We start from the raw sequence: 23,340 nt of genomic DNA on the forward strand, positions 1-23,340 counted from the left end.
GCTTGAGCCGCTGATCCGCAAATTTGAAGAAGCCAACGGCATCGCCCCCAACGTCCTCACCTTTACCGGCAAGACGCAAGGTTCGGGCAAAAAGAAGTCCTATGAATTGACTTACAGCACCGATCCGAAGCGTACGCTGTGGGTTGTACGCGAGAAGGACGAGCTAAAGGTGAAAGAATGATTTAAAAGTGAAAAGGTTAATTAGACCGGAAAGGGTGAGAAGATGGCTGGTGACGCTGTCTTTTCACCCTTTTTGTTGTTGATAGTATGTTCGTCGAACGATTTCACTCGACGCGATGCATAAACATTCCGTCGCCGGCGTCTATGAGTCGGCGGGTCTCGTCAAGTTTGTAAATAATGATACTGCCGTCGCCATAATCGCAGTTCAGACGGCTGGCTTCGTAATAGAATCGGCCGTGAGCGGTTTCGCCGTCGGATGTTTCTGAGATACGGTCGCCCTTAATTTCAACGGTGATATGGCCAAATTCCGTGTCCACGCTCCATGTTCCTTGGATCCAGTCAGGGGCTTTCTCGGGATGGATTTCGGTAAAAGGATCTTTGGAAGCGGAGTCTTTGACGATGGTCGAAGTATTCGAATCTTCGGCCGAGGCAGTGTTTGTATAGATGTCTTCGGCGGTGTAAGACTTGTCGTTTCTGCAGCTTTTGGCAGCGAAAAAGACGCCGGCGAGCACACCGATCACCAGCAAAATCACCCATTTGAAGCATCCGCTTCTCGGTGATTCGCCCTCGACTGTGGACTGTTCGCCCAAGGGTGTGAGTTCCATCTGCGGGGCCTCTGCCGACGGGAGTTCTCGATTGCTTTCGCGATTAACAGCTTTTTGCGTTGCGCTGAACGGTTTTTCGTCGACTGATTTGCCGTTAATCGCAGGGTGATTCACGTTTAATTGTTCGGCATCTTGACTTTCCCCGTTTGCCAAGGAGTTTTCAGAGACTTTGTCGCCGGCGTGCCGAACAGCGTCATCAGGAATGGTATAGGTGAACGGTGTGCCGCATCGGGGACACACACAAGCCAACTCGCGGATGCCCGGAGCGGCATACATATCGTATTTGAATCTGCATTTTGGACACTTGATTTCCATTTTCCGGCACTACTTTTGTGGTTAATCCTTACTCGAATCGCACATGCGCTTTGTTCGTCACGCGCCAAACAGTTCCCTCTCTAATGGCTAAACCCTCTTCTTCGGTGATGATGCGACGCGGCAAACCGGCTGTGTTACCCGTGACTTTACACACAGGTTTGACGAACTGCGACACCGAAATCATTGCCGTTGCGATAGCATCGTGACTGTCGATCATAATGAAACTGCCGCTGATGCCATTGCGAGTAGTAAGTTGGTAAATGCTTTTGCCTACCTGTTCGGTTGTGGAATATTCGGCGAAAGTGCCGTCAGCACTGGGTGCAGCCATATAAAGCTGCGTGACGACGGGCTGCTTCGGTTGCTCGACAGGTACTGCCGGGCGTGACGATTCGACCTCAACGACTTGCTTTTCAGGCGCAGAAGCCAGAGCCGCCAAGAGCTGTTTCTCGAGCTGCCCCACCTTAGTTTCGAGCGCAGCAATACGCTTTTCCATCTCTGCCAACTGTTTTTTGTGTACCGCAGACTGTTCATTCTGTTGCTCAGAAGTCGATTCTTCGGAAGCCGGTTGACCTAAAATCCGTGAAAAAACACTTGCCATCTATTCCTCTTTTAAGTTCTCAATGAGATTGTCTCGAATGCTTCCGATGATCGGATAGAAGAAAACGGTATCCTCAATCGGGTCGCTTCCGTTCTTATCTTCTTGATTCTTGTTTATGAAATTCCAGCCATTGATGAGATGATGTTCCAGGTCTTTGTCGACCAACTCCTTGAATTTCTGCAACGCTTTGTTGTCGACCAGGAAACGATCTACTACACGAATGTCTTCGCAGAGCGTAATGAAGAAATGGTTGAACGCCTTTACGCGGGTTACAATTGCGCTTCTCACCTCGGCGTTGTCCATATCGTCGTAAGTAAGATGCTCTTTGTCTATCATCGAATAGTTGCATTTCAGCGGATTATCGAAGTCGTCCATCAGTCGGTTCAGCACCGCCACGTTGTCGCACCCCGTGTTGTCGCGCACCTGCATCAGGGCTCCCCGACAGGTGATTTGCTTGGGTTCGTTCTTCTCCATCACGACAGAGAAGCCGTCGGTATCGTACTTTTCGCCGTAGACTCGCTCGAAAACGGCCTGCGAAATGAGGTCTAAGTCGCGCTGTGAGCCCACAATGTCAAGTATTTTCGAGCCCGTTCCGCTGAACATTACACTGCGCGGCTTGCTCAATCTGCGGCCTTTCATCATCGTGGCCACATAGTAAATGAGCGTCACATAGAAGTAGAGGAAGATGATTTTGCGCGTTCCATCTTCATTCAGTCGCAGGTTGTAAGAGAACACATCGTTGCCTGCCACGACCTTGTTGGCGATGACCGAGAAGAGGAAAGCATTGATGTCTTCCGACTTTCGCTTAGCAGTGATGTCGTCGAGGATGCCATTCAGTTCGCCGTATTTATCATCATCGCCGTCAAAGAGTCGTTTGAAGTAGTCCACATATCGGCAAAGCATCGGGTTGGTATCGCCGTGCGGCACCTCCGAAAAGCCGTCGCCAAAGAGCACGTTAGCTGCAAAGCGAAACGAAGTGAGTATCGTCGGTTGCTGTGCATTGCTCTCGAAGACCACTACATCACTCGATCCGCCGCCGATATCGATACTTGCCACCGTCGAGGCAGAGCCTCGGAATGTGCTCGAACTCTTGTAAAAGTAATAGGGAGCGACGGATTCGGGCATCTGAATCAGATTGTTTTCCGTGGCCGGAACGCCAAAAACCTCATTGAAAGTCTTGGCCCACATCTCGCCCATTTTGCGTACATTGCCCACCTTCATACTCAAAGGATAAAACCAGACGAGGCGAGTCTTGGCAAGATCTCCCGTCTCCAACAGCACAGTTGTACGCATCAACAGAGCCAATTCGGTGAGATAGGCCCGCACGCGCTTGCTATTGGCTATCTCGGTAGACCATTTCAGGTTGGGAACAATGCGATTCCCGTAGCCCACACTTTCCTTTTCGTAGATGAACGGGATGTCGGCATCGCCCAAAGCAACGATATAATCGACATTCTCTGCATCCAAACGGTCGCACTCGGAGAGCACGGTGCGCTGTGGAAAGCCATAGTCTTCGCCGATGTTTTTAGGCAAAAACTCTTGCTTCATAATGACATCGTAGAGAATACTTTCACCATTGTAGAGCGTGGCCAGCAGCCGGTCACGTGCCGTAGAACTGACTTTCAGCGGCTCGGGCATATTGTCTGAGCGCATACATTCAACGTGCGTGTTAGTCGTTCCGAAGTCGACGGCAAACGTGAAAGCATCGTGCCCGGGCACATAATCGTGCCAACGGGGGCACACGGCGCCCTCGGCCACCCGATTGCCACGTTCGTCTTGCAGCGTGACATTGATATAATCGAAGTCGCTTGTAAGCTTATAGTAAGCCGATCCCACACGTTTCTCTGACTTCAAAGAACGGTTTCGCATCACGACATCATTGTCGGCAACGCGATTAAGAAAGCCATTCTTATAGAAATCAAGACTCAATTGATAGTTCTCCAACATCCCGAGAGCGCGATCTACGAGCTGAACATTGTATTGTTTCAAGCCTTCGGTGTGCACAAAGGGGAACACCGAGAGTGCAAACGGAACTGTTATAAAGAAGCCGCGATCGTTACGCACATCATAAGTGAGATCGACATTGTGGGCCACAACATACGTTCGTTCGAGCGTAATGAAGCTGCCCTGCTTCTGAACAGGTATCCGCAGGATGGCCTGTACAGTCTCAGCGGCCCCGCTTCCGGTATGAATGAGTTCGAACTTGGGTCTTCCGCCGATAGTTCCCCATAGGTCTTCAACATTAAAATACTTGAAGAAGAGCGGTTTCAAGGGAAGAATGAAATCGCAATTGTCAGTCTCCCGACTGCCCACAGACAGGTTTCCGTCGAAAAAACAGTCGCGATCGACCGTGTAATCAAGCTTGATCAGCGATGGCTGAAAGAAGTCGTCGGCCGTTAACCAAGGATATTGATGGGTGGTGGCAGGCAGCACTCGCTTCTCGGGAGGCAGTTCATAGTCTTCCGGTTTGATGACAATCGAATCGTCCCAAGTATCTGTGATGTATCTGAAAGCATCCGTTTGAGGGGCATTCAAGTGGTTTTGTAAGATCAGCGGGAGCCGTTCTTGCACATCGCGAGAGGGCACAATAACGAAGTCACTGTCTGCAATCATTCGCCGAGTGTCTTCCGGTCGCGTTCTGTAAAACGGCACACCGAGTGCCTGCACGCCCTCGTCCATCGGCGAATAAGTCACACGCAGAAAATCTTTTGCACGTTCTACGTTGGCCATATCCACAGCATCAGGATTACCGATATTGGTCAGAATCTCGTTTTGCAACGCCAGATCGAGCAGTCGGAAATTGGTAATCAGATAGGCATTGACCTCCCCGCAATACTTCTTCAACTCGGGATAGGCCGTGAAGAGAGCGTAAACGTACTTCACGAACTTCTCGTTTCGCATATAGAGCGGCCGCCAAAGGTCAAACAAATTGACGTTTTGCTCAACGGGAATCTGATACATTCCCTCCTTGGCATTGGGTGAAGCCATAAACAATGTGACCGGCGACGTGCAACCGAGAACTTGATTTCCGTAGACAAGAAAATAGAGACGATCCATCTTGTCGAAGTTAAACGCCTCCTTGTCTTGTTCGAGAAACATAGCAACGGTATCTCCCAAAAGCCGGTGTTGAATGTCGTTTTGCAGCGATTGCAGGTCGGTTGCACGATTCCATTCCACGATTCGCACCTGATTGTTCAATTCCTCATAATTGAAAAACAGTTGTGCAACGTCCAAAGCATTGGCAACCAACTTCTCATCCATTGCTTCTCCTTGCAGATTTGCGTGCATCGCGAGACGCTTAAAAGCGTTTTTCACCAAGTCCATTTGAGCAAACGGCGAGGGGATTGCCGTTCGGGGACGCTGCGAGAGACCGCCATTGGGGTCGGAAATCATCTCGATTTCGTCAGCGCTATATTGGTTGTTCAATGGAATCCAGCCCTCGCCCGTAGTCTTGTTGTTATATGATAATATCTTAGACATAACCTTTTGCTTATATAATCGAATTGTATTTCTCGTCGATAATCTTATCCAATGTCTCGTCAAGAAGTTGCATCAGCTTGAGCGGAACTTTCTCGGTGCTGTATCGAGAATTCTTAGTTGCGTTTTGAGATGCTTTGTTCAAAGTAGCTAACAAGGTCTTATAATCGACCGTCGACTTAAAGAATCCGCTTTTGGGTGTGATGTCTGTCAGTGCATCCGACAGTTTAACGGCATCGAGATTGAACGGAACAAAACTACGTTGATTGCCTTTCAGTTCTTTCAACCATTGTAAATAAGCTACAAAAAAGTTGGCCGTCAGCGTGTTGAAAAACGTTGTCGAGAGAAAGCCCTTGGTTATTTCGGGTTTGTCTTGGGTGTAACCGCGACCGATGTCGGCTTTCAACTGGTGGGTGATATACATATAAGCGAGATGGAATTTCACCATTTGGCGGTTGACCAAAGTGCGGGTCGACAAACCGAAGTCTTTCAAACTGAGCGTTCGTTTGTCGTTAGCTAATCCGTATTCTTTATATATCGGGTTCTGAGCATTTCCCCCGACGGTTTGCAATTGATCGTCGGGAAGCGACAGGAAATCGAGTATCGACAATGCACCTACATACTCCACGACGTGCGCATCATTGCGCTGACCGTTGCCGCCGGGGTCATTGAAGTAAGGATTACTGGGCACCTCGTCGCCTACATAATAACAAGCATTGAGTTTAGACATCGGCAAATCGATGCCGTTTTGCCGCAGACCAGTCAGATTATCGTGGTAATAGAACAGCGCAGACTTGGTCTTTGAGATGAAATCTGCACGTGAGATCGGACTGTTTTCATCCTGTTGCACATTGAAATAAGGTAACACCGTGAGTGCGCCAATGCGTGCATCGCGCAAGTCGCCGCGGTTGTTGATCATCGCATTATTACCTGCATTGCGGATGTTCTTCACGATAATGGGGTAGCCGGCAGCACCGGTTCCACCGAAAATACTGCTTACCACGAAGATACGATCATTCTTTTGAAACACGTTGGAGAACTGTCTGAACTCCTCGCTATCCTTGAATTGATTAAGCGCAACACTCCCGATGTTAGGACTTCCCACGAATCCGATGTCCATTTTGGTATCGAGTTGATAGTCGGAGAACAGCATAGAGAACAACGCTTGATTACTTGTATCGAGGGTGTTATAGGCTATAAAGTCTTGGAATTTCTTCGATTCGATGGCTCCCATATTGAAAAGGAACGTATCGGTTAGATTCGATCCGTTAGGCAGAATGTCGCTCAATGTCGAGATTTTCACCGAGAAAAAGCCCCGCTGTACATCTGCATTGTTACCGTAAAGGGCGTTACGGAGCTGCTTATACCAGCGCAACAGATTGTCTGTTCGCTTCAAGTCTTCATTGGCTTTATGCGGATCGACAATAATCGGAACAATTTCGAGCGGTATCGGCAACCCCGACTCGTTTACAGGATGGATGCCGGCTGCCAGCTGCATTACCAACGGACGCATCACGCGCGAACCTGTTCCGCCTACAAGAAAGAGAAATAGTCTCATCTGTTTGAATTGAGAATTGATAAATGGAAATTGAAATTAGTTAGATTAGAAATTGAGAAATAAGAACCAGTTTACGTCTTACAACCGAGGAATTACCACGTCTTAATTCCCAATGATCAATCTATCACTCCGGTATCGGCGTGTGTCGGCAATTCGCAGACCACCAACGCAGAGAGAAAGAAGCGATGACGAACAATACGATCTCTATTGCCAAATCGACGATGCAGAAGCTGAACAACTGACCGCCAAAGTCTAATCCGTCGCCCGAAAAGATATTACTGGGATATGTGTAATTGATGATCGGCGTAAGAACAGCGACCGATACCAGTGCGATCAGCCAATGATACCAACGGCTGAAACGCACAGAGTCGATCATGTAATAGTATATTCCGGCTGCCCCCCACGCCATAAGAGCCGTAACAAGGGCCGCGCTGAAATAGAGATTTTGGTTGTACATCTCGTTGGAGAACTCACGTTCATAATACAAAGCCTCGAAAACCGAGGCGGGAAAAACTAAGAACAACAGCGTAATGACCAGTCCGCTAATCAACAAAATAAAATTTTTCATTTCCTTTTTATACACGTCTTCGTTATACGATTACTTGCTTAATTTAAGTTCCAATTCAAAATAATAGGGCTCACCGGCGGCGTTCTTATGATATGAATTATAAATGCCCTGCAACAAATACTTCAATCCGAACGTAGTTGTTGCAAACGTCCCGCTGCCGATACGAGTGTCATCATCGCTTGAAGAAGCCGCTACCCAGCCCGGCAAACGATTCAGAAGCCTAATCGAAACATTCTGATTATGCTTACAGTCTTTCATTTCCAAGATGAAGATATGCGTCGCCCTACCGATATATTTCTTCTCCGCCGGCGTGATATCCCGTCCCGAGACAGGCCGTATCTCTTTAATCTTCACAACGTCATCAGATGCCACCTGATAGTTGCGAACATCCGTCAGATAGTTGCGATCAATCAACATCTTGCTCAAATCTACGGCCAATGCCAAACGAATATCACCCGAATCGTGATCCGTCTCCACATTTTCTATCCGCGTGATCTGCGTGTCTTGTCCACGCTCCGGCTGGAAACGTCCCCGCAGATCAGGGTTATTCAAGAGCAGAGAATAATACGGACGATAGATGTTCGACGTCTCGAAAAGGTATTCGTTCTCATACCCCCGCATCTCGGAAAACTGTGAGAAAGAGGCATAATTATTGTCCACCGTCAGCCGCGCAATGTTTTTATTGCTTCCCACAAGAATGATATAGTAAGGACGATACCCATTATACGCCACGCCCCTGCTCGGAGAATCATAAGGATAATAAGCTCCGTTATAGCTGCCCCGCATCTTGACAATAAGCATCGACTTCTTCTTCACGGCATCTTTAAACACGGCATTGGTCATTCCCTGTGCTTCGGCAAACACCTTCTGCGGATTGATGCCGCTCATCGAACGCGTAGAATAAATCATATCCGTTACCAAAATGCTCAGCTCGTTATCGCCCGTCTTGTTGAGAATCGTATCAAATATCTTGCCGAAGTCTGTGTACCCCGGATCGCCAATACCCTTTGTCGCCTCAAAAATATTGCTGTCTTCAAGAAACTTCCCCGCGCCTTGCGGATAAGCACTCACCGTACTGTTGACAACAAAAATCCTGTTGTCGCCGCCTGGAAGATTGTTCAGCATCTGCACAATGGCAGCTTTGAACGAACCGTCTCCCTGCGGAGCATCATACGCGATCATACTCCCCGATCGCTCCAAATAGAAGTTAACCCGCAAAAACGCCTGTTCTCCCACACCGATAAACGTGATCGTGCGGGCTGGCCTACGATGCTCAAAGAAGTCGGCAACATACGTCTTCACAGCCTCTGCGTTCAGTCTGTCACCGTCGTAAAACTCTTTGAAATGGTTTTTCTGTGCGTCCAGGAAGCTCTCAATCGTCATCCAGTCGCTGTGATCGATGATTTGGTCGCCGTCGGCCAGCTCCAATAACAGATGATTCAGTTCTTGCTTATGCCTGTTTCCACATCCCGTCAGACCGACAATCAAGGTCAACACGAGTCCAAAGAAAACACTTTTGCTTAATCTTGCCATATCACTTAGACGTTAAACGGCGCACATTCGGTTACGTTCATCGCATGAATTAAGTGAATGGTATGCGCCCTTTTAGGCAGCAAAGGTACAGAAAAAATGTTGAATTACAAATAGTTAACATTGATATTTAATATAAAGCAACACACATCCGACGGTGCATCGCTCGCCAAGAAACGACAAGGGAGGATCGAGATCGATAAAAATCTGCTCGTGAAAAGCATCTACTGGCACGCTAACTAATAGTTAATCGGCGTGCCATAAACGGTTATTTACACGCCAACTAAACGTTATTGGCACAGCCGGATGATGAAACAATAGTCGGCGTGAAGACCAATTAAAATGATGAATTAACCCTGATGCCTTATCCGTTCACGGCTCCGCAACGCGGGCAACGACCTTTGCGGTGGAGCTTGGCACCGCAATTGCCGCAGATGTAATGGGCTCGGCTGTGGGCGAAATAGCGTCGGAGGGCAAAGATCCAATAGGCGATGAGGATGAGATAGCCTATATAATATAAGGTGGTGAGACTGAAAACGATATAGTCGACAGCGCAAACAGCGGCCAAACCGCATAGATACATCACCGCAAATCCGAATGGGAGCTGATGGCGTACATCGTCAACGGCAGCCAGGCCGACAATCAACATCGCCCACACCGAAGCTAAAAAAATGGCCAAAAGTGGTGGAACCGAGAAAGGATTGAGCGTGGGATGATAATAGAAATGTTGCCACACCTCGGGCGCAAAGAGTTGAATGCTGGCATAGAACGTGGCCGACGATGCCACGATGAGGGCCAACAGCGTGGGGTAAAACGAGTCGATGTCGCGGAAGTGGACGATAGGCGCGCATCGGCTTTGCAGTTGTCGGAGCAGGTAGACAATGCCGATGAGCGTGATAATAACCAAAAAGATCAGCGTGTGGACATCTGAAAAGGTGGAAATGAATTGTGAAATAGGATCGTCGGGCACCACTTTGGGCAGCAGATCCGACTCGTGTACCCATCCGAACGTGAATTGATCGCGGGCCACTTGCACCCAAACAGAGTCTGCGAGATCATCAGACAGCATCCGAATGTCGGCCACAACCAGATGATCATGCTTGTAAACGGCAAACGAATCAGTGGGTAAATGGTTGATAATCTCTTCGGGTTGCTGGCGGAAGAGCACCAATGAGTCGGCTTTGACCACGAAGTTATAATTGTTGGTGTAATGATGCGTGGCCGAGAACGATAGTGAGTCGAGTTGGTGTTCGCTGTAATGGGCAGTTGCATCATGGCTTTCGGATCGCTGATGATAACATGATGACAAGCCGATTAACAGCAAGGAAAACGCCAAGAGACAAAAAAAATAGGATTTAAAGCACTGCATAGATGTTCATTTGACACTCGGAACAGTTGAATGCTAAGCGAAAGCGGCGGCCGTCGGGCAGCTGCAAATAAAGAGGTTCGCGCCAAACGAGACGTTTTCCGCCTCTTTTCACGCAGGCGCCTAATGAATATTTAAGACAGTAACGACACTGCATGATCAGAGGTTCGGCCGTCTTCGACAGAGCTTTGACAGTCGAAATCTCAAACGCGCGATCGATGTCGGCCAAGCCATGAGCTGCATAAAAATCGCGAGCAGCAGTGTTGGCGACATTGAACAGATAAGAATGTGCACGATATTCAGGCTGCCAATATCGCGCCTTTGCAACCTCTTTATCGAGTGGTTGCGATTTCTTCGGCTTGGGAGAATCGATCGAAATATGCTCGATAGCTGTGCGTCGGAGTTCACCCAACAGACTACTGGGAATGAAAAAGCGGTCGGCTTCGTTTTCAATCACCACTTCCGCGCATTCATAAGGCGTATTGCCGAGTTTGGAAAGCTGGCGGACCATATTGTCGTATTGCGGCTTTTGCGCTGTGTCCGCAGCAAAAGAGACCGTGGCTTCACCTGCTTTGACATCGAAACCGACAACTTGCGGAATGATTCGCAATGAAAATCCGTCTGCCGTTCGGGCAAGAATCATCCGCACCGGAATCTTTCTGACGGCCGTCTGATGGGCCAAGGCTGCTTCAAAAGCACGGTCGTTATTACGGTAAAGAGCTGTTCCCGGACGCAGATCAAGCGGCATTTTAAACGGAAACAAACGATTGCCTTCAACGCGATTGACACGAAATCCTTCTAATTCACGCGCTTGATTGATGAAGCAAAGACCGTCTCCGTTGGTGAAAGCAGCCGTGCCCGCCACATTGAATGAGTCTTTGCGAATCTCTTTGACATGTCCAACAGGTTCGCCAATGGCTTTCGGCGTGTCGAAAGAAGCAATGTCGGCGCGACGTCCATAAATGAAATATGAGGTGAAACCGCGATTGAATGTCTTCTTCAAATCGGGCGTAAAGGAATAAGAAACACGGCCAACAGAAGCGCGACGATAGCGATCAGGATGCGCGGCAACGAGTTGATCAAGTTGCTGACTGTATGCCGACACCACGTTTTTCACGTAATTCACGTCTTTCAGTCGGCCCTCGATTTTGAACGACGACGCACCGGCTTCGGCCAAATGTTCGATATGCTCGATCCTACACATATCTTTCAGCGACAACAAATGGCGCTGGTGCTCGATCGTTTGGCCGTCGGCGTCTTTGAGATCAAACTTCAATCGGCAAAACTGTGCACATTCGCCACGATTCGCACTACGATTGAAACAATGTTGAGAAGCATAACACACGCCTGAATAACACACGCAGAGCGCACCGTGAACGAAGACTTCGAGCGCCATATCTGGCACGGCATGGTGGATGGCGGCAATCTCTTCGGCCGACAATTCACGGGCCAAAACAGCGCGCTCAAAGCCCAACGACTGCAACCACGACACCTTTTCGGCCGTTCGGTTATCCGTTTGCGTCGAGGCATGAAGAGCCAACCGCGTCTTCCCGGTTATCTCCCGCAGGATGCCCATATCCTGAATGAGCAACGCATCGACACCGGCCGTTTCGAGTTCCGAAATCAAACGCACGGTGTCAGCTAATTCATCGTCATAAATCAGGGTGTTGATCGTCACATAAACTCGTGCCGCAAAGCGGTGTGCATACGTGCAGAGACGGTGTATGTCAGCGACGGAATTCCCTGCCGCAGCTCTCGCGCCGAAGCGGGGAGCGCCCATATAGACGGCGTCCGCACCATGATCGATGGCAGCAATGCCGCATTCGAGATTCTTGCAGGTGCCAGAAGTTCAAGCGATTGAATCGTTTGCATGCGAGACATAATAATTGATCCAGTTCGAAAACAGCAAGTTGGCATGCGCGCGCCACGTCACCAACGGAGGATTCGAAGCGTTATCGTCAACGTAATAATGCCGTGGCATTTCCACATCCGTGCGCTTGCCGAGATCGCGTCGATATTCCTCATCAAGCGTCGTGGGCGCATACTCCAAATGACCGGTGATGAAAAACTCGCGACCTCCGCGTGCCATGATCATACTGACACCGCTCTCGGCCGACTCGGCAATCAATGTCAGTTCTTCGCGTCGAAGTATGTCCTCGCGCCGGAGTTCCGTATGTCGGCTGTGAGGCATGTCAAACACGTCATCAAATCCACGAAAAATAGGTAATTGCGCATGAAGCGTATGCTGACGAAAGATACCAAACATTTTCTTGGGTAACGGATATTTGGGTATGCCATAATGATAATACAATCCCGCTTGAGCCGCCCAACAGATGTAAAGTGTGCTCCTCACGTGTGTGCGAGACCATGAGAAGATGCGCGTTAGTTCGTCCCAATAATCCACATCTTCAAAGGCCAGCATCTCGACCGGCGCTCCCGTGACGATCAAACCGTCAAACTCGTTGTCTGCAAGTGCTTCAAAGTCGGTATAAAACATCCTCATGTGCTCCGCGGGCGTATGCTTCGGCGTATGACTGTTGAGCGTCATCAGACAGATTTCTATCTGCAACGGCGTGTTCGAAAGCAAGCGAATCAGATCCGTCTCCGTCGTCACTTTCAGCGGCATCAAATTCAGTATCGCGATTCTCAAAGGTCGGATATGCTGCAAACCGCCATGCACACGACTCGCCACAAAGATATTCTCCTGCTTCAACAATTCGATCGCAGGCAACCGATCAGGCAATTTCAGCGGCATTCTCTATCCTTTCTCGTATTCACAAACATCACAAAGGTCTATCCATTAGTCAACCTATTTCAACAAATCCGGGCGCAATCGTTTCGTGCGTTCATAGCTCTGCTCGATCTCCCAATCCTTGATCTTGGCCTCGTTCCCACTCAAAAGGATATCCGGCACTTTCCAACCCTTATAGTCGGCAGGACGTGTGTAAATCGGAGCCGACAGCATATCATCCTGGAAACAATCGGAAAAAGCACTCTGCTCGTCGCTGATCACCCCCGGCACCAGTCGCACAATGGCATCGGCCATGACAGCCGCCGCCAGTTCGCCACCCGTCAAAACATAGTCGCCGATAGAAATCTCGCGTGTGATCAAATGATCGCGCACGCGCTGATCTATCCCCTTATAATGTCCGCAAAGAATAATCAAATTCCCTTTCAGCGACAAATCATTGGCCACATGCTGACTGAAAGGCTCGCCGTCGGGCGTCGTAAAAATCACTTCGTCATAAGTCCGCTCCGCTTTCAGCGCCGAAATACAACGGTCGATAGGTTCGCATTGCATCACCATTCCGGCAAATCCGCCATAAGGATAATCATCCACCCGCCGCCATTTGTCCAGTGTATAATCGCGCAGATTGTGCAGACAGATCTCGGCCAACCCCTTTTTCTGTGCGCGGGCCAAAATAGATTCGTTGACGAATCCCTCAATCATTTCAGGCAATACGGTTACAATATCTATTCTCATCGTGATGACAAAGTTAGTGAAAAATAACATCCCGATCATGTGTTTGTCGTTAAAAAATGTTTGCCTCATCTTGCCCTCCCCATCCTCTCGCAAAGCAAAAGGGTGAAAAGACAGCCTTCACCCATCTTTTCACCCTTTCATCTTTAAATCATTCTGCGTCTTTTCCACCGTTTCTACGGTTTCGCCTTCTTGTTTTTCTCCTTGCGTTTGGGGTTATCCACTTCCACCTCGAGCTTCTTCAAAGCCTGGCGGATAGGTTCTTTCCAGGTGAGCACCAGCTTGGCAGGCTTCAGACACGCTGCCGTCACGTCCTCCTCTTTTGCCACCATCTTCGAGGGAACCACCACGCGAATCGAGAAGATGTCGCCCAGGTCGATGCCGATGCCCAACCGTGCACACTCTATGATGAGGTTGCGCAATGTGATAATCACGTTGCGGGCATCGCCCTCGCTCAACGACGTTTCTTTCACGATGCGCTCGAGCACCAATTCCGGTGTCAACTTCTGCTGTCCTTTTTGCACAGCGATAAACACCGTCTGTCCTTTCAAACTTCCCATAGTCGCCTTGCGCGACTTTACGCCAAATTCTAACATAATTACTTGTGATTTAATGTGTTAATACTATATGTATGATTCTCATTCCTTTTCTCGTTTTCTACCCAGCGAATGTATCCTCCTCTACCCAGCAGCTGGGTACACCACGACCCATTCGCTGGGTACGCGAGGACACATTCGCTGGGTAGCTTAGCTGCCTCTCCTACATTCCTATCGGCCGATACTTACCATCGCTGTCGTCTGCCTTCCATAAGCGAAAAGCGCTGCTACGATTGTTACTCTGAGCGGTCCCTGAACCTGCTACAGAAATAGTATAATTAGTGAACCCTATACTATATGCGCAGTTCACGGGACTGGGAGCAGGTGTACTCGACCAGTAGTAGCCCAGATATCCATTTTGCATGAAAACTATATTACCGCCACTCTTACCATATTGGCCAAGGGCCGGAAGATAGAAATAATTGTTCATGTTGTTGGCATCCGGCATGTCAGAGGCGATAAGGCTATTCGACACCTGTGCAGGGGCTGTTGAAGTAGTATGATCAATACCATCGGGCGCTGCAATCTTCAGATCAGCTACATTCTTACCATTCGCTGCTGCGATTTTAGTCTGCGTCTTCAACCACATACCACCTTTGGTAAGATGTCCCCCCGTGGCCCAAAGCGTATTGTTATCCCAATGCGGATCTCCATCTTGTACATACCAGCATAACTCATTCACATTGGGGCAAGTGGCAGCCGAGTGAGAAGCAGTAGCAGGAAAAACAGCTTCATTGTACCATCGAGGATCACTATTATTTTGAGGATACAAACTTTCAGGGGCATCACCCATCATATTCTCCATTGGTTGATCACTCTCATGCCCATACCAAAATTCTTGTTGAGCATCCCACAGGTAATATTGATTAGAAATAGGATAATGAGCGACCTTTAAGTCGGCTCTCATGTCGTAATAGTTATTCTCTTCATAGTTGAATATCGGAAGATCTCTGGTAATAGTCCCCTCAAGCGGACCAGGATGGGCCATGAGACCAGAACCTACCAGGTAAAGTTCTGTAGGACTCATCAGCCAATACCGTATACGAAGTTTATGATGGCCCGGAGCAATCACCATATAGGCACCGTTGGTGGAGAGGTTGGCTGACGTGTTGGTCATGGGGAAACCATTGGAATATGCTCCTGTGCCTATTGTGTTTAAGGTGATCGTGTTGCTTGCACCACTGCCCGTGAGCTTCTTGGTTATCGGGTCGAGGGTGTAGGTTCCGGCGATGTTGTTGTCTGAAATGACTTCTATCTTTGTGAGATAACAGTCTTTGAGTAGCGCATCATTGGTGTAAGGTTGGAACACGAGGATAGCGGCTTTGTGATTGAGCTTAAAGCCGAAGCCGGCACTCGAACCTGTGGCAGTGCCGATGCCACAGTCTCCTGCTTCGCCGAGATGTTTGGTGTCGGCAGGCGTAGCTTGTGTCTGTGCTGTAGCAATCGTTACTTGGTCATTGGTGCCATTCTTACCGGGGTAGAACACGGTGTAGCTCGTCCCGGCAAAGGCACCCGAAAGCAGAAACTTATAATAAGATTTTTCGGTGCCACTCACGGCATTGCTGCCGGTCTGCCATATACCGGCATCGTCTTTCACAAAGATGTTGTCGCCGCTCTCCCAAAAGAAATTACCCGTATCGTAGTCAAGTGAAGTGCGAGTCTGTGTGGACTCTTTGCCTGCCACAAAGGTGGTATAGCCTTTGGTGTTTGGCTCATTCTTTTGTTCGCCAGTCTGTGTGGTATCATCGCTTGCGCAAGCTGTTGCCAATAACAGCGTGGCTGCAAATATCCATTTTGTTTTGTTCTTGTTCATTGTTACTTGTTCTTTTAATTGGGTTTTTATTCGTTCCATAATGAGTTTCCTCCCTCGGAAGATGAGCTGGGGATGAGGCTTTCCTCTTCTTCCTCATCAAACCATCCTTGTTTAGCCGAACTCGGCCCTGTGCCATGATGCCCGGGATTGTGTTGGCCGCTGAATGTTTGTAATAAGCTCTCTGTCTGCAACCCGCAGACATTGATTGCGGGCTTCGCGTAAGCCCATCTCTCTAATTGATTTTGTTTCATAATCGCTATGTTTTGAGTGAACAATTCGTGAAGTTTTCCCTCTTGCCGAGTTGACAAAAGGATATGAAAAGGCGAACAAAGGGAACTCTCGTGAGCCCTTTGTTGATAGACGTTTAGCCGTCTTCCCTCGCGCGCGCGTAAGGTGAAGCCGCGAAGGTGTCTACGCCAGGTGCGATGTGTGTGTTAAGACTTTTTCCGAGATATGCAAATATAAAGCGTTAAAAGATGCAAGAGAATTGGTGCTCTTTTGCATGCCCTTATTGTTGCTGTTTATATTTGTTCTTATTGTCATATCTTTAATTCTTTAATTGTTCAGACCCCTATCCCCCTAACTTAGGGGGCTAAGGAAAAAGAAACCGGGGGCAAAGGTAAATAAAATCTATTAAAGCAGCAAACATTTCTTATATAAATAATATGATTCTTTGATGATGACGCATTCGCATCTCAACCTTCTGACAAGAGATGTGATGGGGGTATGCCTATTGAGAAGTCGTATACTTGTGGGGCAGCCCAATGGGAGTTGTGGGGCACAAGTCGTATACTTCTCAGGCAGCCCTTTCAAAATCTATGGTGCTTTATATGAGCAGGTAAGAAAAACTTTGTATCTTTGCAAGGCGATTCATTACTGATGATGGAAGAAAAAGAACAATTTGAACTCCTTGATCATATTAAGCTTCCGACCGACTTGCGGAAGCTGAGCATCGAACAACTGCCGGAGTTGTGCGACGAACTGCGCCGAGATATTATTAATAAGGTGTCGGTCAATCCGGGACACCTGGCTTCGAGCCTGGGAGCCATCGAGATCACGGTGGCCTTGCATTATGTTTTTGATACGCCCGACGACCGAATCGTGTGGGATGTGGGTCACCAGGCTTACGGGCACAAAATGCTGACGGGGCGACGTGAGGCCTTCTGCACCAATCGCAAGCTGCACGGGGTGCGTCCGTTTCCCACACCAGTGGAAAGCGAATACGACACGTTCACCTGCGGGCACGCTTCCAACTCGATTTCGGCCGCGCTGGGAATGGCTGTTGCTGCCAAAAAGACGGGACAGGCCGCGCGCCACGTTGTGGCTGTGATCGGCGATGGGGCCATGAGTGGTGGGCTCGCTTTTGAGGGGCTGAACAATGTGTCGTCGACACCGAACGACCTTCTGATCGTGCTCAATGACAACGATATGAGCATCGACAGAGCCGTGGGTGGCATGGAGAAATATCTCCTTTATTTGGACACCAACGAAACATACAATCGGATGCGCTTCAAGGCGTCGCAATGGTTGCACAGCAAGGGTTATCTCAGTGAGAGTCGCAAGAAGGGTATTCTCAGGCTAAACAACGCCATCAAGTCGGCCCTCAGTCACCAGCAAAACATCTTCGAGGGCATGAACATCCGTTACTTCGGACCGTTTGACGGGCATAACATCAAAGAGATCGTCCGTGTGTTTCGCCAGCTGAAAGAGATGAAAGGCCCCAAGTTGCTGCATCTACACACCACCAAGGGTAAAGGCTTTGAGCCTGCCGAAAAAGAGGCGACCATCTGGCATGCACCCGGCAAGTTTGATCCCGCCACGGGCGAACGACTCACCCAAACCAACGATCATGAACCGCCACGCTTTCAGGATGTCTTCGGTCACACGCTCTTGGAACTGGCTCGGAGCAATCCGAAGATCGTCGGAGTGACGCCGGCTATGCCAACGGGCTGTTCGATGAACATCATGATGAAGGAAATGCCCGACCGCACATTCGACGTAGGTATCGCCGAGGGACATGCCGTGACGTTCTCGGGCGGCATGGCTAAGGATGCTGGTGCCTTTCTGCAACATATACAGCTCGTTCTCACAGCGCGCTTACGACAATGTGATTCACGACGTGGCGTTACTCAATCTGCCGGTGGTCCTCTGCTTGGATCGGGCCGGGCTCGTGGGCGAAGATGGCCCGACGCATCACGGCGTGTTCGATATCGCCGCGCTGCGCTCCATCCCCCACCTCACGATCGCCAGTCCGATGGATGAACACGAGCTTCGGCGCCTGATGTACACGGCCCAACTGCCCGATAAGGGCGCCTTCGTGATTCGTTATCCCCGCGGCCGAGGTGTACTCATCGATTGGAAGTGCCCGTTAGAAGAAGTACCCGTGGGCACCGGCAGGCGGCTTCGTGACGGAACCGATGTGGCCGTGTTGAGTGTCGGACCGATAGGCAATCGTGTGGAAGAGGCGATCCGGTCTCTGAACGGTGCACGCAGTGTGCTCATTATGATATGCGGTATATCAAACCGTTGGACGAGGCACTGCTGTCCGAGATCGGTGCACGATTCGGCCGCATCATCACCATCGAAGACGGCATGCGCAATGGCGGCTTCGGTTCGGCCGTATTGGAATGGATGAGCGACCACAACTATCGTCCGCAGATTACGCGGATGGGGATCGACGACAACTTTGTTGAACACGGCAGTGTGGAGCAACTGTATGAGATTGTCGGGCTCGACGTCGAAAGCATCAAGAACAACATTATGAATGAGGATTAGATATGAAGATTATCATCGTTGGCGCTTATGCCATCGGGACACATTTGGCCAAACTCTTATCACGTAATAACCAGGAGATCACGCTGATTGACGAGAACGAGGAGAATCTCGAAAGACTCCGCAGCGACTTTGATCTGCTCACCATCCATGCTTCGCCCACCTGTATTCGTACGCTGAAAGAGGCTCGCGTGTCGAGCACCGACTTGTTTATAGCAGTGACACCCAACGAATATCAGAACATCACGGCCTGCTCTTTGGCCCACGCGTTCGGCGCCAAGAAGACCGTGGCGCGCATAGATAACTGTGAATACCTGCGCCCCGAAAACGAGGAGGTGTTCAAGCAAATGGGGATCAGTTCGCTGATCTATCCCGAAGAACTGGCAGCTAAGGATATCGCCAATGGCTTGAAGATGAGTTGGGTGCGGCAACGATGGGATGTGCACAATGGTGTACTCGTGATGCTTGGCATCAAACTGCGTGAGAGTTGCGAAATCCTTAATCAGCCGCTCAAAGACCTCTGCGGCCCGGACGATCCTTATCATGTGGTGGCCATCAAGCGCGGTCAAGACACAATCATACCTGGCGGTAACGATGAACTGAAGCTCTATGATGTTGCTTACTTTATGACCACACGCAACTATATCCCTTACGTGCGTAAAATAGTGGGTAAGGAACATTATGTAGACGTGAAGAATGTGATGATTATGGGCGGCGGCAATACTACCGTACGCGCGATTCAAAGTATTCCTGACTATATGGAAGTCAAGATCATCGAGAGAGATGAGCACCGGTGTGAGCAGCTCAACGAGATCCTTGACGATAGCCACACGCTGGTCATCAATGCCGACGGCCGGGATGTGTCGTTGCTCGTGGATGAGGGAATCAGAAACACCCAGGCTTTCGTGGCCATGACCGGCAATGCCGAGACCAACATCCTGGCTTGTCTGACGGCTAAACGTATGGGGGTGAGGAAGACCGTGGCGATGGTCGACAACATCGACTATATAGATATGGCCGAGAGCTTCGATATCGGAACCATCATCAATAAGAAAGCTATTGCCGCAAGCCATATATATCAGATGATGCTCGATGCCAATGTGCACAACGTCAGATTTCTCACGGCTACCAATGCCGACGTAGCCGAGTTTATTCCTGTGCCGGGGTCGAAAGTAACCCGTAAGCCGGTCAAAGACTTGGGACTCCCTGCGGGGATGACCATCGGCGGTTTGGTGCGCAATGGCGAGGGACAGCTCGTGTCGGGTAACACCCAGATCGAGGCCGGCGACACAGTGATGGTGTTCTGCAATAATCTCGGAATGACCAAGATAGAGAAATTCTTCATATAGCCATGATCAACGGGAAAATAGTCTATAAGATCTTAGGTTCGTTGCTGTTTATTGAGGCTGCGCTGCTGTTGATCTGTCTGGGGATGTCTTTTTATTATAACGAGGACGATATCATCGCTTTCTTGATTTCTGCAATCACCACGACATTGTTTGGCTTTGTCTTCAAACACAAGGGCTATGGAGCTGACAACGCGATGGGTCGGCGCGATGCTTATCTTGTGGTGACACTCTCTTGGGTGATATTCAGTCTCTTCGGTACACTACCGTTTCTCATTAGCGGGTATATCACGAACTTTACGGATGCCTACTTCGAAACGATGTCGGGCTTCACCACCACCGGTGCAACGATCTTAGACAATGTAGAAGTGTTGCCCCATGGACTCCTCTTTTGGCGTTCGCTGACTCAGTGGATCGGTGGATTGGGAATCGTGTTTTTCACCATTGCGCTGTTGCCTTCGCTGGTCGGAGGGTCTGTCAGGGTGTTTGCCGCCGAAGCCACAGGACCTATCAAAAGCAAGTTACATCCTCGGTTGAGCACCAGTGCTAAATGGATATGGACCATATATCTCGTGTTGACCATCGCCTGTATCGGCACTTACTTCCTCTTTGGAATGGGATGGTTTGACAGTTTAAACTATGCGATGACCACCACAGCCACCGGTGGGTTTTCTACACACAACACCAGCACAGAGTTCTTCCGTTCACCCGCGTTGGAATATGCCAATACCCTTTTCTGTTTCTTGTCCGGTGTAAACTTCACACTACTTTATGCAGCCGTCGTTAAGTTTCGTCCCGGTTCGCTATTCAAGAATGCCGAGTTCAGGTTTTACCTGATGCTGGTGCTCGGTTTTACAGCATTCATTATGATCGAACTCATCACCCGCCGCGGTTACGACATCGAACATGCTTTCCGTTGCGGTATTTTCCAGGTGGTATCATTCATCACCACAACCGGATTATTCAACGACGACGCCGGACAGTGGCCGCACGTCACGTGGGTGGTGTTGGCTCTTTGTATGTTTTTCGGTGCCTGCTCGGGAAGCACGAGTGGCGGATTGAAATGCATTCGAGGCGTGATGCTGGTCAAAATCATCAAGAATGAGTTTCGCCGAATCCTGCATCCCAACGCCGTTCTGCCATTGAAGATAGACGGCGTAAACATCGAACAATCTAAGCGCGTCACGCTGTTGGCTTTCCTCGCGGTCTATCTCATCCTCTGTCTGATCTGCTCTTTCACGATGATAGCCTTCGGAATCGACAACACCAATGCCATTACCATTACCCTGAGTGCACTCGGCAATGTAGGTCCGACACTGGGTATCGAGATCGGACCAACTATGTCATGGAGCATGTTACCCGACTTTGCCAAATGGATGTGTTCACTGCTGATGCTTGTCGGTCGTTTGGAGATATTCAGCGTATTGGTGATCTTCACCCCGGAGTTTTGGAATAAGAACTGACATAACAATAAATAATTTCCTAAAATAAAAAAGACGATGACACCTTTTAAATTCAATCCGCTGCTCAAACAAACCATTTGGGGTGGCGATAAGATCATACCGTTCAAACATCTGACGGATAACATCGAGAATGTTGGCGAGAGTTGGGAGATCTCAGGAGTGAAAGACAACGAGTCGATCATTGCCGACGGCCAGTACAAAGGACGTAAATTAAACGATGTAGTAGCCGAGTTGAAGGATCAACTCATCGGAGCCGAAAACTACAAGCGGTTCGGTAACGACTTCCCTTTGCTGATCAAGTTTATCGATGCACGCCAAGACCTTTCCATTCAAGTGCATCCCACCGACGAAATGGCACACAAGCAGGGTAAGCCCCGTGGCAAAACCGAGATGTGGTATGTGATGGAATCGGAGCCCGAAGCACATCTCCGCTCGGGTTTGAAGCAACAGATCACCCCCGACCAATATAAAGCAATGGTGGCAAACGATACGATTTGTGATGCCATTGCAGACTATGCCGTGAAAGAAGGGGATTGTTTCTTCCTCCCCGCAGGCCGCATTCACAGTATCGGAGCAGGGTGTTTCCTGGCCGAAATCCAGCAAACCAGCGATGTGACTTACCGCATTTACGATTTCAAACGCAAAGACAAGGACGGCAATTATCGGCAACTTCACACCAAAGAAGCGGCCGAATGTATTAATTATAACGTTGAGAAAGATTATCGAACGACGTATGTGCCGCAGCGAAATCAAGGTGTTTCGCTCGTGCGTTGTCCCTATTTCTGCACCGCAGTGTATGATCTCGACAAGCCGATGACGCTCGATTATTCTGCACTCGACAGTTTCGTCATTTTTATCGGCATCAAAGGCGCCGGCACATTTACCGACAATAAGGGAAACACCTTCACGCTGCAGGCCGGCGAATCAGTGTTGGTTCCTGCCACGACCAAGACTTTAAAGGTTGAGGGAACTGTCAAGTTTCTTGAAACCTACGTGTGAATCAGCACGTGGAAAGCTAATAAATTCCCACGCAAAGTATCTTCGCAAAGCGCAACTAACCGCCACTCAAATATCAGAGTTGATAAGTGCACGGGTGTAAATCCAAATTTACACCCGTGTAAAATTAAATTTACTCCCGTGTAAAATTGAATTTACACCCGTGTAAAATTGAATCTGCTCAGCACGATAGTACTTGTTACCCAACACGATAGTACTTGTTACCCAACACGATAGTACTTGTTGCTCAACACGATAGTACTTGTTAAATAACAAAAAGGCGTTAGTTGTAGAGTAACTAACGCCTTTCGTACAATGATTGACAGTTAATTGGAAAGCAATAACTGTCAACGATCCCTGTTGGCTAAGCCTCAGAGCGGCTTCTCACGATACATATCATTCCACCAAGCGGGATCGTTTTTAAGCCATTTGGCAAACCATGCGAAGATGGTGTTTTGCCACTTGACACGCTTTCTGTAATCCATGATCCAGTGATCTTCGCCTTCTACGGCAACGAAAGCAGTGGGACGCCCCAGCAATTTCAATGCGGTAAACATCTGAATGCTCTCTCCGATAGGCACATTGGTGTCGCTTGTGCCATGAAGAAACAACAAAGGTGTGTGGATTTTATCCGCATTGAACAGCGGACTGTGATCTACATAGAGATCCTTACGCG

16 protein-coding genes and 3 pseudogenes are annotated in these 23,340 nt (G+C 49.1%); 5 read left to right on the forward strand and 14 right to left on the reverse strand.

Going from position 1 to position 23,340, the window contains the following annotated elements:
* A pseudogene (locus JCM12259_RS16770) lies at positions 1-181 on the forward strand (DUF6261 family protein); the annotation flags it as partial.
* Between the two features lie 103 nt (positions 182-284).
* On the opposite strand, the gene JCM12259_RS09875 reads toward JCM12259_RS16770, so the two are convergent.
* From JCM12259_RS09875 to JCM12259_RS09935, 13 genes and pseudogenes are all read right to left on the reverse strand, one after another.
* Positions 285-1,100: a zinc ribbon domain-containing protein gene (locus JCM12259_RS09875; RefSeq protein WP_025066340.1), complete on the reverse strand. Its 816-nt coding sequence runs from the start codon at positions 1,098-1,100 to the stop codon at positions 285-287.
* Between the two features lie 28 nt (positions 1,101-1,128).
* Positions 1,129-1,698, reverse strand: coding sequence for a hypothetical protein (locus JCM12259_RS09880; protein WP_025066341.1), 570 nt, complete (start codon positions 1,696-1,698; stop codon positions 1,129-1,131).
* Positions 1,699-5,178, reverse strand: coding sequence for a hypothetical protein (locus JCM12259_RS09885; RefSeq protein ID WP_025066342.1), 3,480 nt, complete (start codon positions 5,176-5,178; stop codon positions 1,699-1,701).
* Between the two features lie 10 nt (positions 5,179-5,188).
* Complete coding sequence (locus JCM12259_RS09890) at positions 5,189-6,673, reverse strand: hypothetical protein (RefSeq protein WP_051559328.1); 1,485 nt, start codon at positions 6,671-6,673, stop codon at positions 5,189-5,191.
* A gap of 184 nt (positions 6,674-6,857) precedes the next feature.
* Positions 6,858-7,301: a hypothetical protein gene (locus tag JCM12259_RS09895; protein WP_025066344.1), complete on the reverse strand. Its 444-nt coding sequence runs from the start codon at positions 7,299-7,301 to the stop codon at positions 6,858-6,860.
* A 30-nt stretch (positions 7,302-7,331) separates the two neighbouring features.
* Positions 7,332-8,834 (reverse strand): hypothetical protein, encoded by a 1,503-nt coding sequence (locus tag JCM12259_RS09900; RefSeq protein ID WP_025066345.1) that lies wholly within the window; start codon positions 8,832-8,834, stop codon positions 7,332-7,334.
* 361 nt (positions 8,835-9,195) lie between these two features.
* Complete coding sequence (locus tag JCM12259_RS09905) at positions 9,196-10,200, reverse strand: zinc ribbon domain-containing protein (protein ID WP_025066346.1); 1,005 nt, start codon at positions 10,198-10,200, stop codon at positions 9,196-9,198.
* A pseudogene (locus JCM12259_RS14970) lies at positions 10,187-12,060 on the reverse strand (peptidase U32 family protein). The gene JCM12259_RS09905 and the pseudogene JCM12259_RS14970 overlap by 14 nt, the downstream one beginning before the upstream one ends.
* Positions 12,047-12,952 carry a homoserine O-succinyltransferase gene (locus JCM12259_RS09915; protein WP_025066347.1) on the reverse strand — a complete coding sequence of 302 codons (906 nt, stop codon included), beginning with the start codon at positions 12,950-12,952 and terminating at the stop codon, positions 12,047-12,049. Before JCM12259_RS09915 ends, JCM12259_RS14970 begins: the two are co-directional and overlap by 14 nt.
* Before the next feature lie 54 nt (positions 12,953-13,006).
* Positions 13,007-13,681, reverse strand: coding sequence for a tRNA (guanosine(37)-N1)-methyltransferase TrmD (gene trmD / locus JCM12259_RS09920; protein WP_025066348.1), 675 nt, complete (start codon positions 13,679-13,681; stop codon positions 13,007-13,009).
* A 173-nt stretch (positions 13,682-13,854) separates the two neighbouring features.
* The gene (locus JCM12259_RS09925) at positions 13,855-14,274 is read right to left on the reverse strand and encodes an HU family DNA-binding protein (RefSeq protein WP_025066349.1); all 420 of its coding nucleotides are present in this window, start codon (positions 14,272-14,274) and stop codon (positions 13,855-13,857) included.
* Positions 14,275-14,437: 163 nt separating this feature from the next.
* On the reverse strand, positions 14,438-16,087 hold the full coding sequence (locus JCM12259_RS09930) for a hypothetical protein (protein ID WP_148299615.1): 1,650 nt from the start codon (positions 16,085-16,087) through the stop codon (positions 14,438-14,440).
* 26 nt (positions 16,088-16,113) lie between these two features.
* Positions 16,114-16,338 (reverse strand): hypothetical protein, encoded by a 225-nt coding sequence (locus tag JCM12259_RS09935; RefSeq protein WP_025066351.1) that lies wholly within the window; start codon positions 16,336-16,338, stop codon positions 16,114-16,116.
* 631 nt (positions 16,339-16,969) lie between these two features.
* Here JCM12259_RS09935 and dxs point away from each other — a divergent pair.
* The 4 genes and pseudogenes from dxs to JCM12259_RS09955 all read left to right on the forward strand — a co-directional run bounded on the left by dxs (position 16,970) and on the right by JCM12259_RS09955 (position 22,667).
* A pseudogene (gene dxs, locus JCM12259_RS14975) lies at positions 16,970-18,862 on the forward strand (1-deoxy-D-xylulose-5-phosphate synthase).
* Between the two features lie 2 nt (positions 18,863-18,864).
* Positions 18,865-20,208, forward strand: a complete 1,344-nt coding sequence (trkA, locus tag JCM12259_RS09945) for a Trk system potassium transporter TrkA (protein ID WP_025066352.1) — start codon at positions 18,865-18,867, stop codon at positions 20,206-20,208.
* 2 nt (positions 20,209-20,210) lie between these two features.
* Positions 20,211-21,668, forward strand: a complete 1,458-nt coding sequence (locus JCM12259_RS09950; protein ID WP_025066353.1) for a TrkH family potassium uptake protein — start codon at positions 20,211-20,213, stop codon at positions 21,666-21,668.
* A 36-nt stretch (positions 21,669-21,704) separates the two neighbouring features.
* On the forward strand, positions 21,705-22,667 hold the full coding sequence (locus JCM12259_RS09955; protein WP_025066354.1) for a type I phosphomannose isomerase catalytic subunit: 963 nt from the start codon (positions 21,705-21,707) through the stop codon (positions 22,665-22,667).
* A gap of 368 nt (positions 22,668-23,035) precedes the next feature.
* Here the strand turns inward: JCM12259_RS09955 and JCM12259_RS14980 are convergent.
* Positions 23,036-23,340: alpha/beta hydrolase family protein (locus JCM12259_RS14980; protein ID WP_036888930.1), on the reverse strand; the 305-nt coding region annotated here is incomplete at its 5' end.

Source organism: Hoylesella enoeca JCM 12259 (assembly GCF_000613405.1).
Lineage (GTDB): Bacteria > Bacteroidota > Bacteroidia > Bacteroidales > Bacteroidaceae > Prevotella > Prevotella enoeca.

What these genes read in the sequence shown, in the direction of transcription:
- JCM12259_RS09875 (WP_025066340.1), bottom strand. Translation starts at nt 1,100, where the DNA reads ATGGAAATCAAGTGTCCAAAATGCAGATTCAAATACGATATGTATGCC.
- JCM12259_RS09880 (WP_025066341.1), bottom strand. Translation starts at nt 1,698, where the DNA reads ATGGCAAGTGTTTTTTCACGGATTTTAGGTCAACCGGCTTCCGAAGAA.
- JCM12259_RS09885 (WP_025066342.1), bottom strand. Translation starts at nt 5,178, where the DNA reads ATGTCTAAGATATTATCATATAACAACAAGACTACGGGCGAGGGCTGG.
- JCM12259_RS09890 (WP_051559328.1), bottom strand. Translation starts at nt 6,673, where the DNA reads ATGCAGCTGGCAGCCGGCATCCATCCTGTAAACGAGTCGGGGTTGCCG.
- JCM12259_RS09895 (WP_025066344.1), bottom strand. Translation starts at nt 7,301, where the DNA reads ATGAAAAATTTTATTTTGTTGATTAGCGGACTGGTCATTACGCTGTTG.
- JCM12259_RS09900 (WP_025066345.1), bottom strand. Translation starts at nt 8,834, where the DNA reads ATGGCAAGATTAAGCAAAAGTGTTTTCTTTGGACTCGTGTTGACCTTG.
- JCM12259_RS09905 (WP_025066346.1), bottom strand. Translation starts at nt 10,200, where the DNA reads ATGCAGTGCTTTAAATCCTATTTTTTTTGTCTCTTGGCGTTTTCCTTG.
- JCM12259_RS09915 (WP_025066347.1), bottom strand. Translation starts at nt 12,952, where the DNA reads ATGCCGCTGAAATTGCCTGATCGGTTGCCTGCGATCGAATTGTTGAAG.
- trmD (WP_025066348.1), bottom strand. Translation starts at nt 13,681, where the DNA reads ATGAGAATAGATATTGTAACCGTATTGCCTGAAATGATTGAGGGATTC.
- JCM12259_RS09925 (WP_025066349.1), bottom strand. Translation starts at nt 14,274, where the DNA reads ATGTTAGAATTTGGCGTAAAGTCGCGCAAGGCGACTATGGGAAGTTTG.
- JCM12259_RS09930 (WP_148299615.1), bottom strand. Translation starts at nt 16,087, where the DNA reads ATGAACAAGAACAAAACAAAATGGATATTTGCAGCCACGCTGTTATTG.
- JCM12259_RS09935 (WP_025066351.1), bottom strand. Translation starts at nt 16,338, where the DNA reads ATGAAACAAAATCAATTAGAGAGATGGGCTTACGCGAAGCCCGCAATC.
- trkA (WP_025066352.1), top strand. Translation starts at nt 18,865, where the DNA reads ATGAAGATTATCATCGTTGGCGCTTATGCCATCGGGACACATTTGGCC.
- JCM12259_RS09950 (WP_025066353.1), top strand. Translation starts at nt 20,211, where the DNA reads ATGATCAACGGGAAAATAGTCTATAAGATCTTAGGTTCGTTGCTGTTT.
- JCM12259_RS09955 (WP_025066354.1), top strand. Translation starts at nt 21,705, where the DNA reads ATGACACCTTTTAAATTCAATCCGCTGCTCAAACAAACCATTTGGGGT.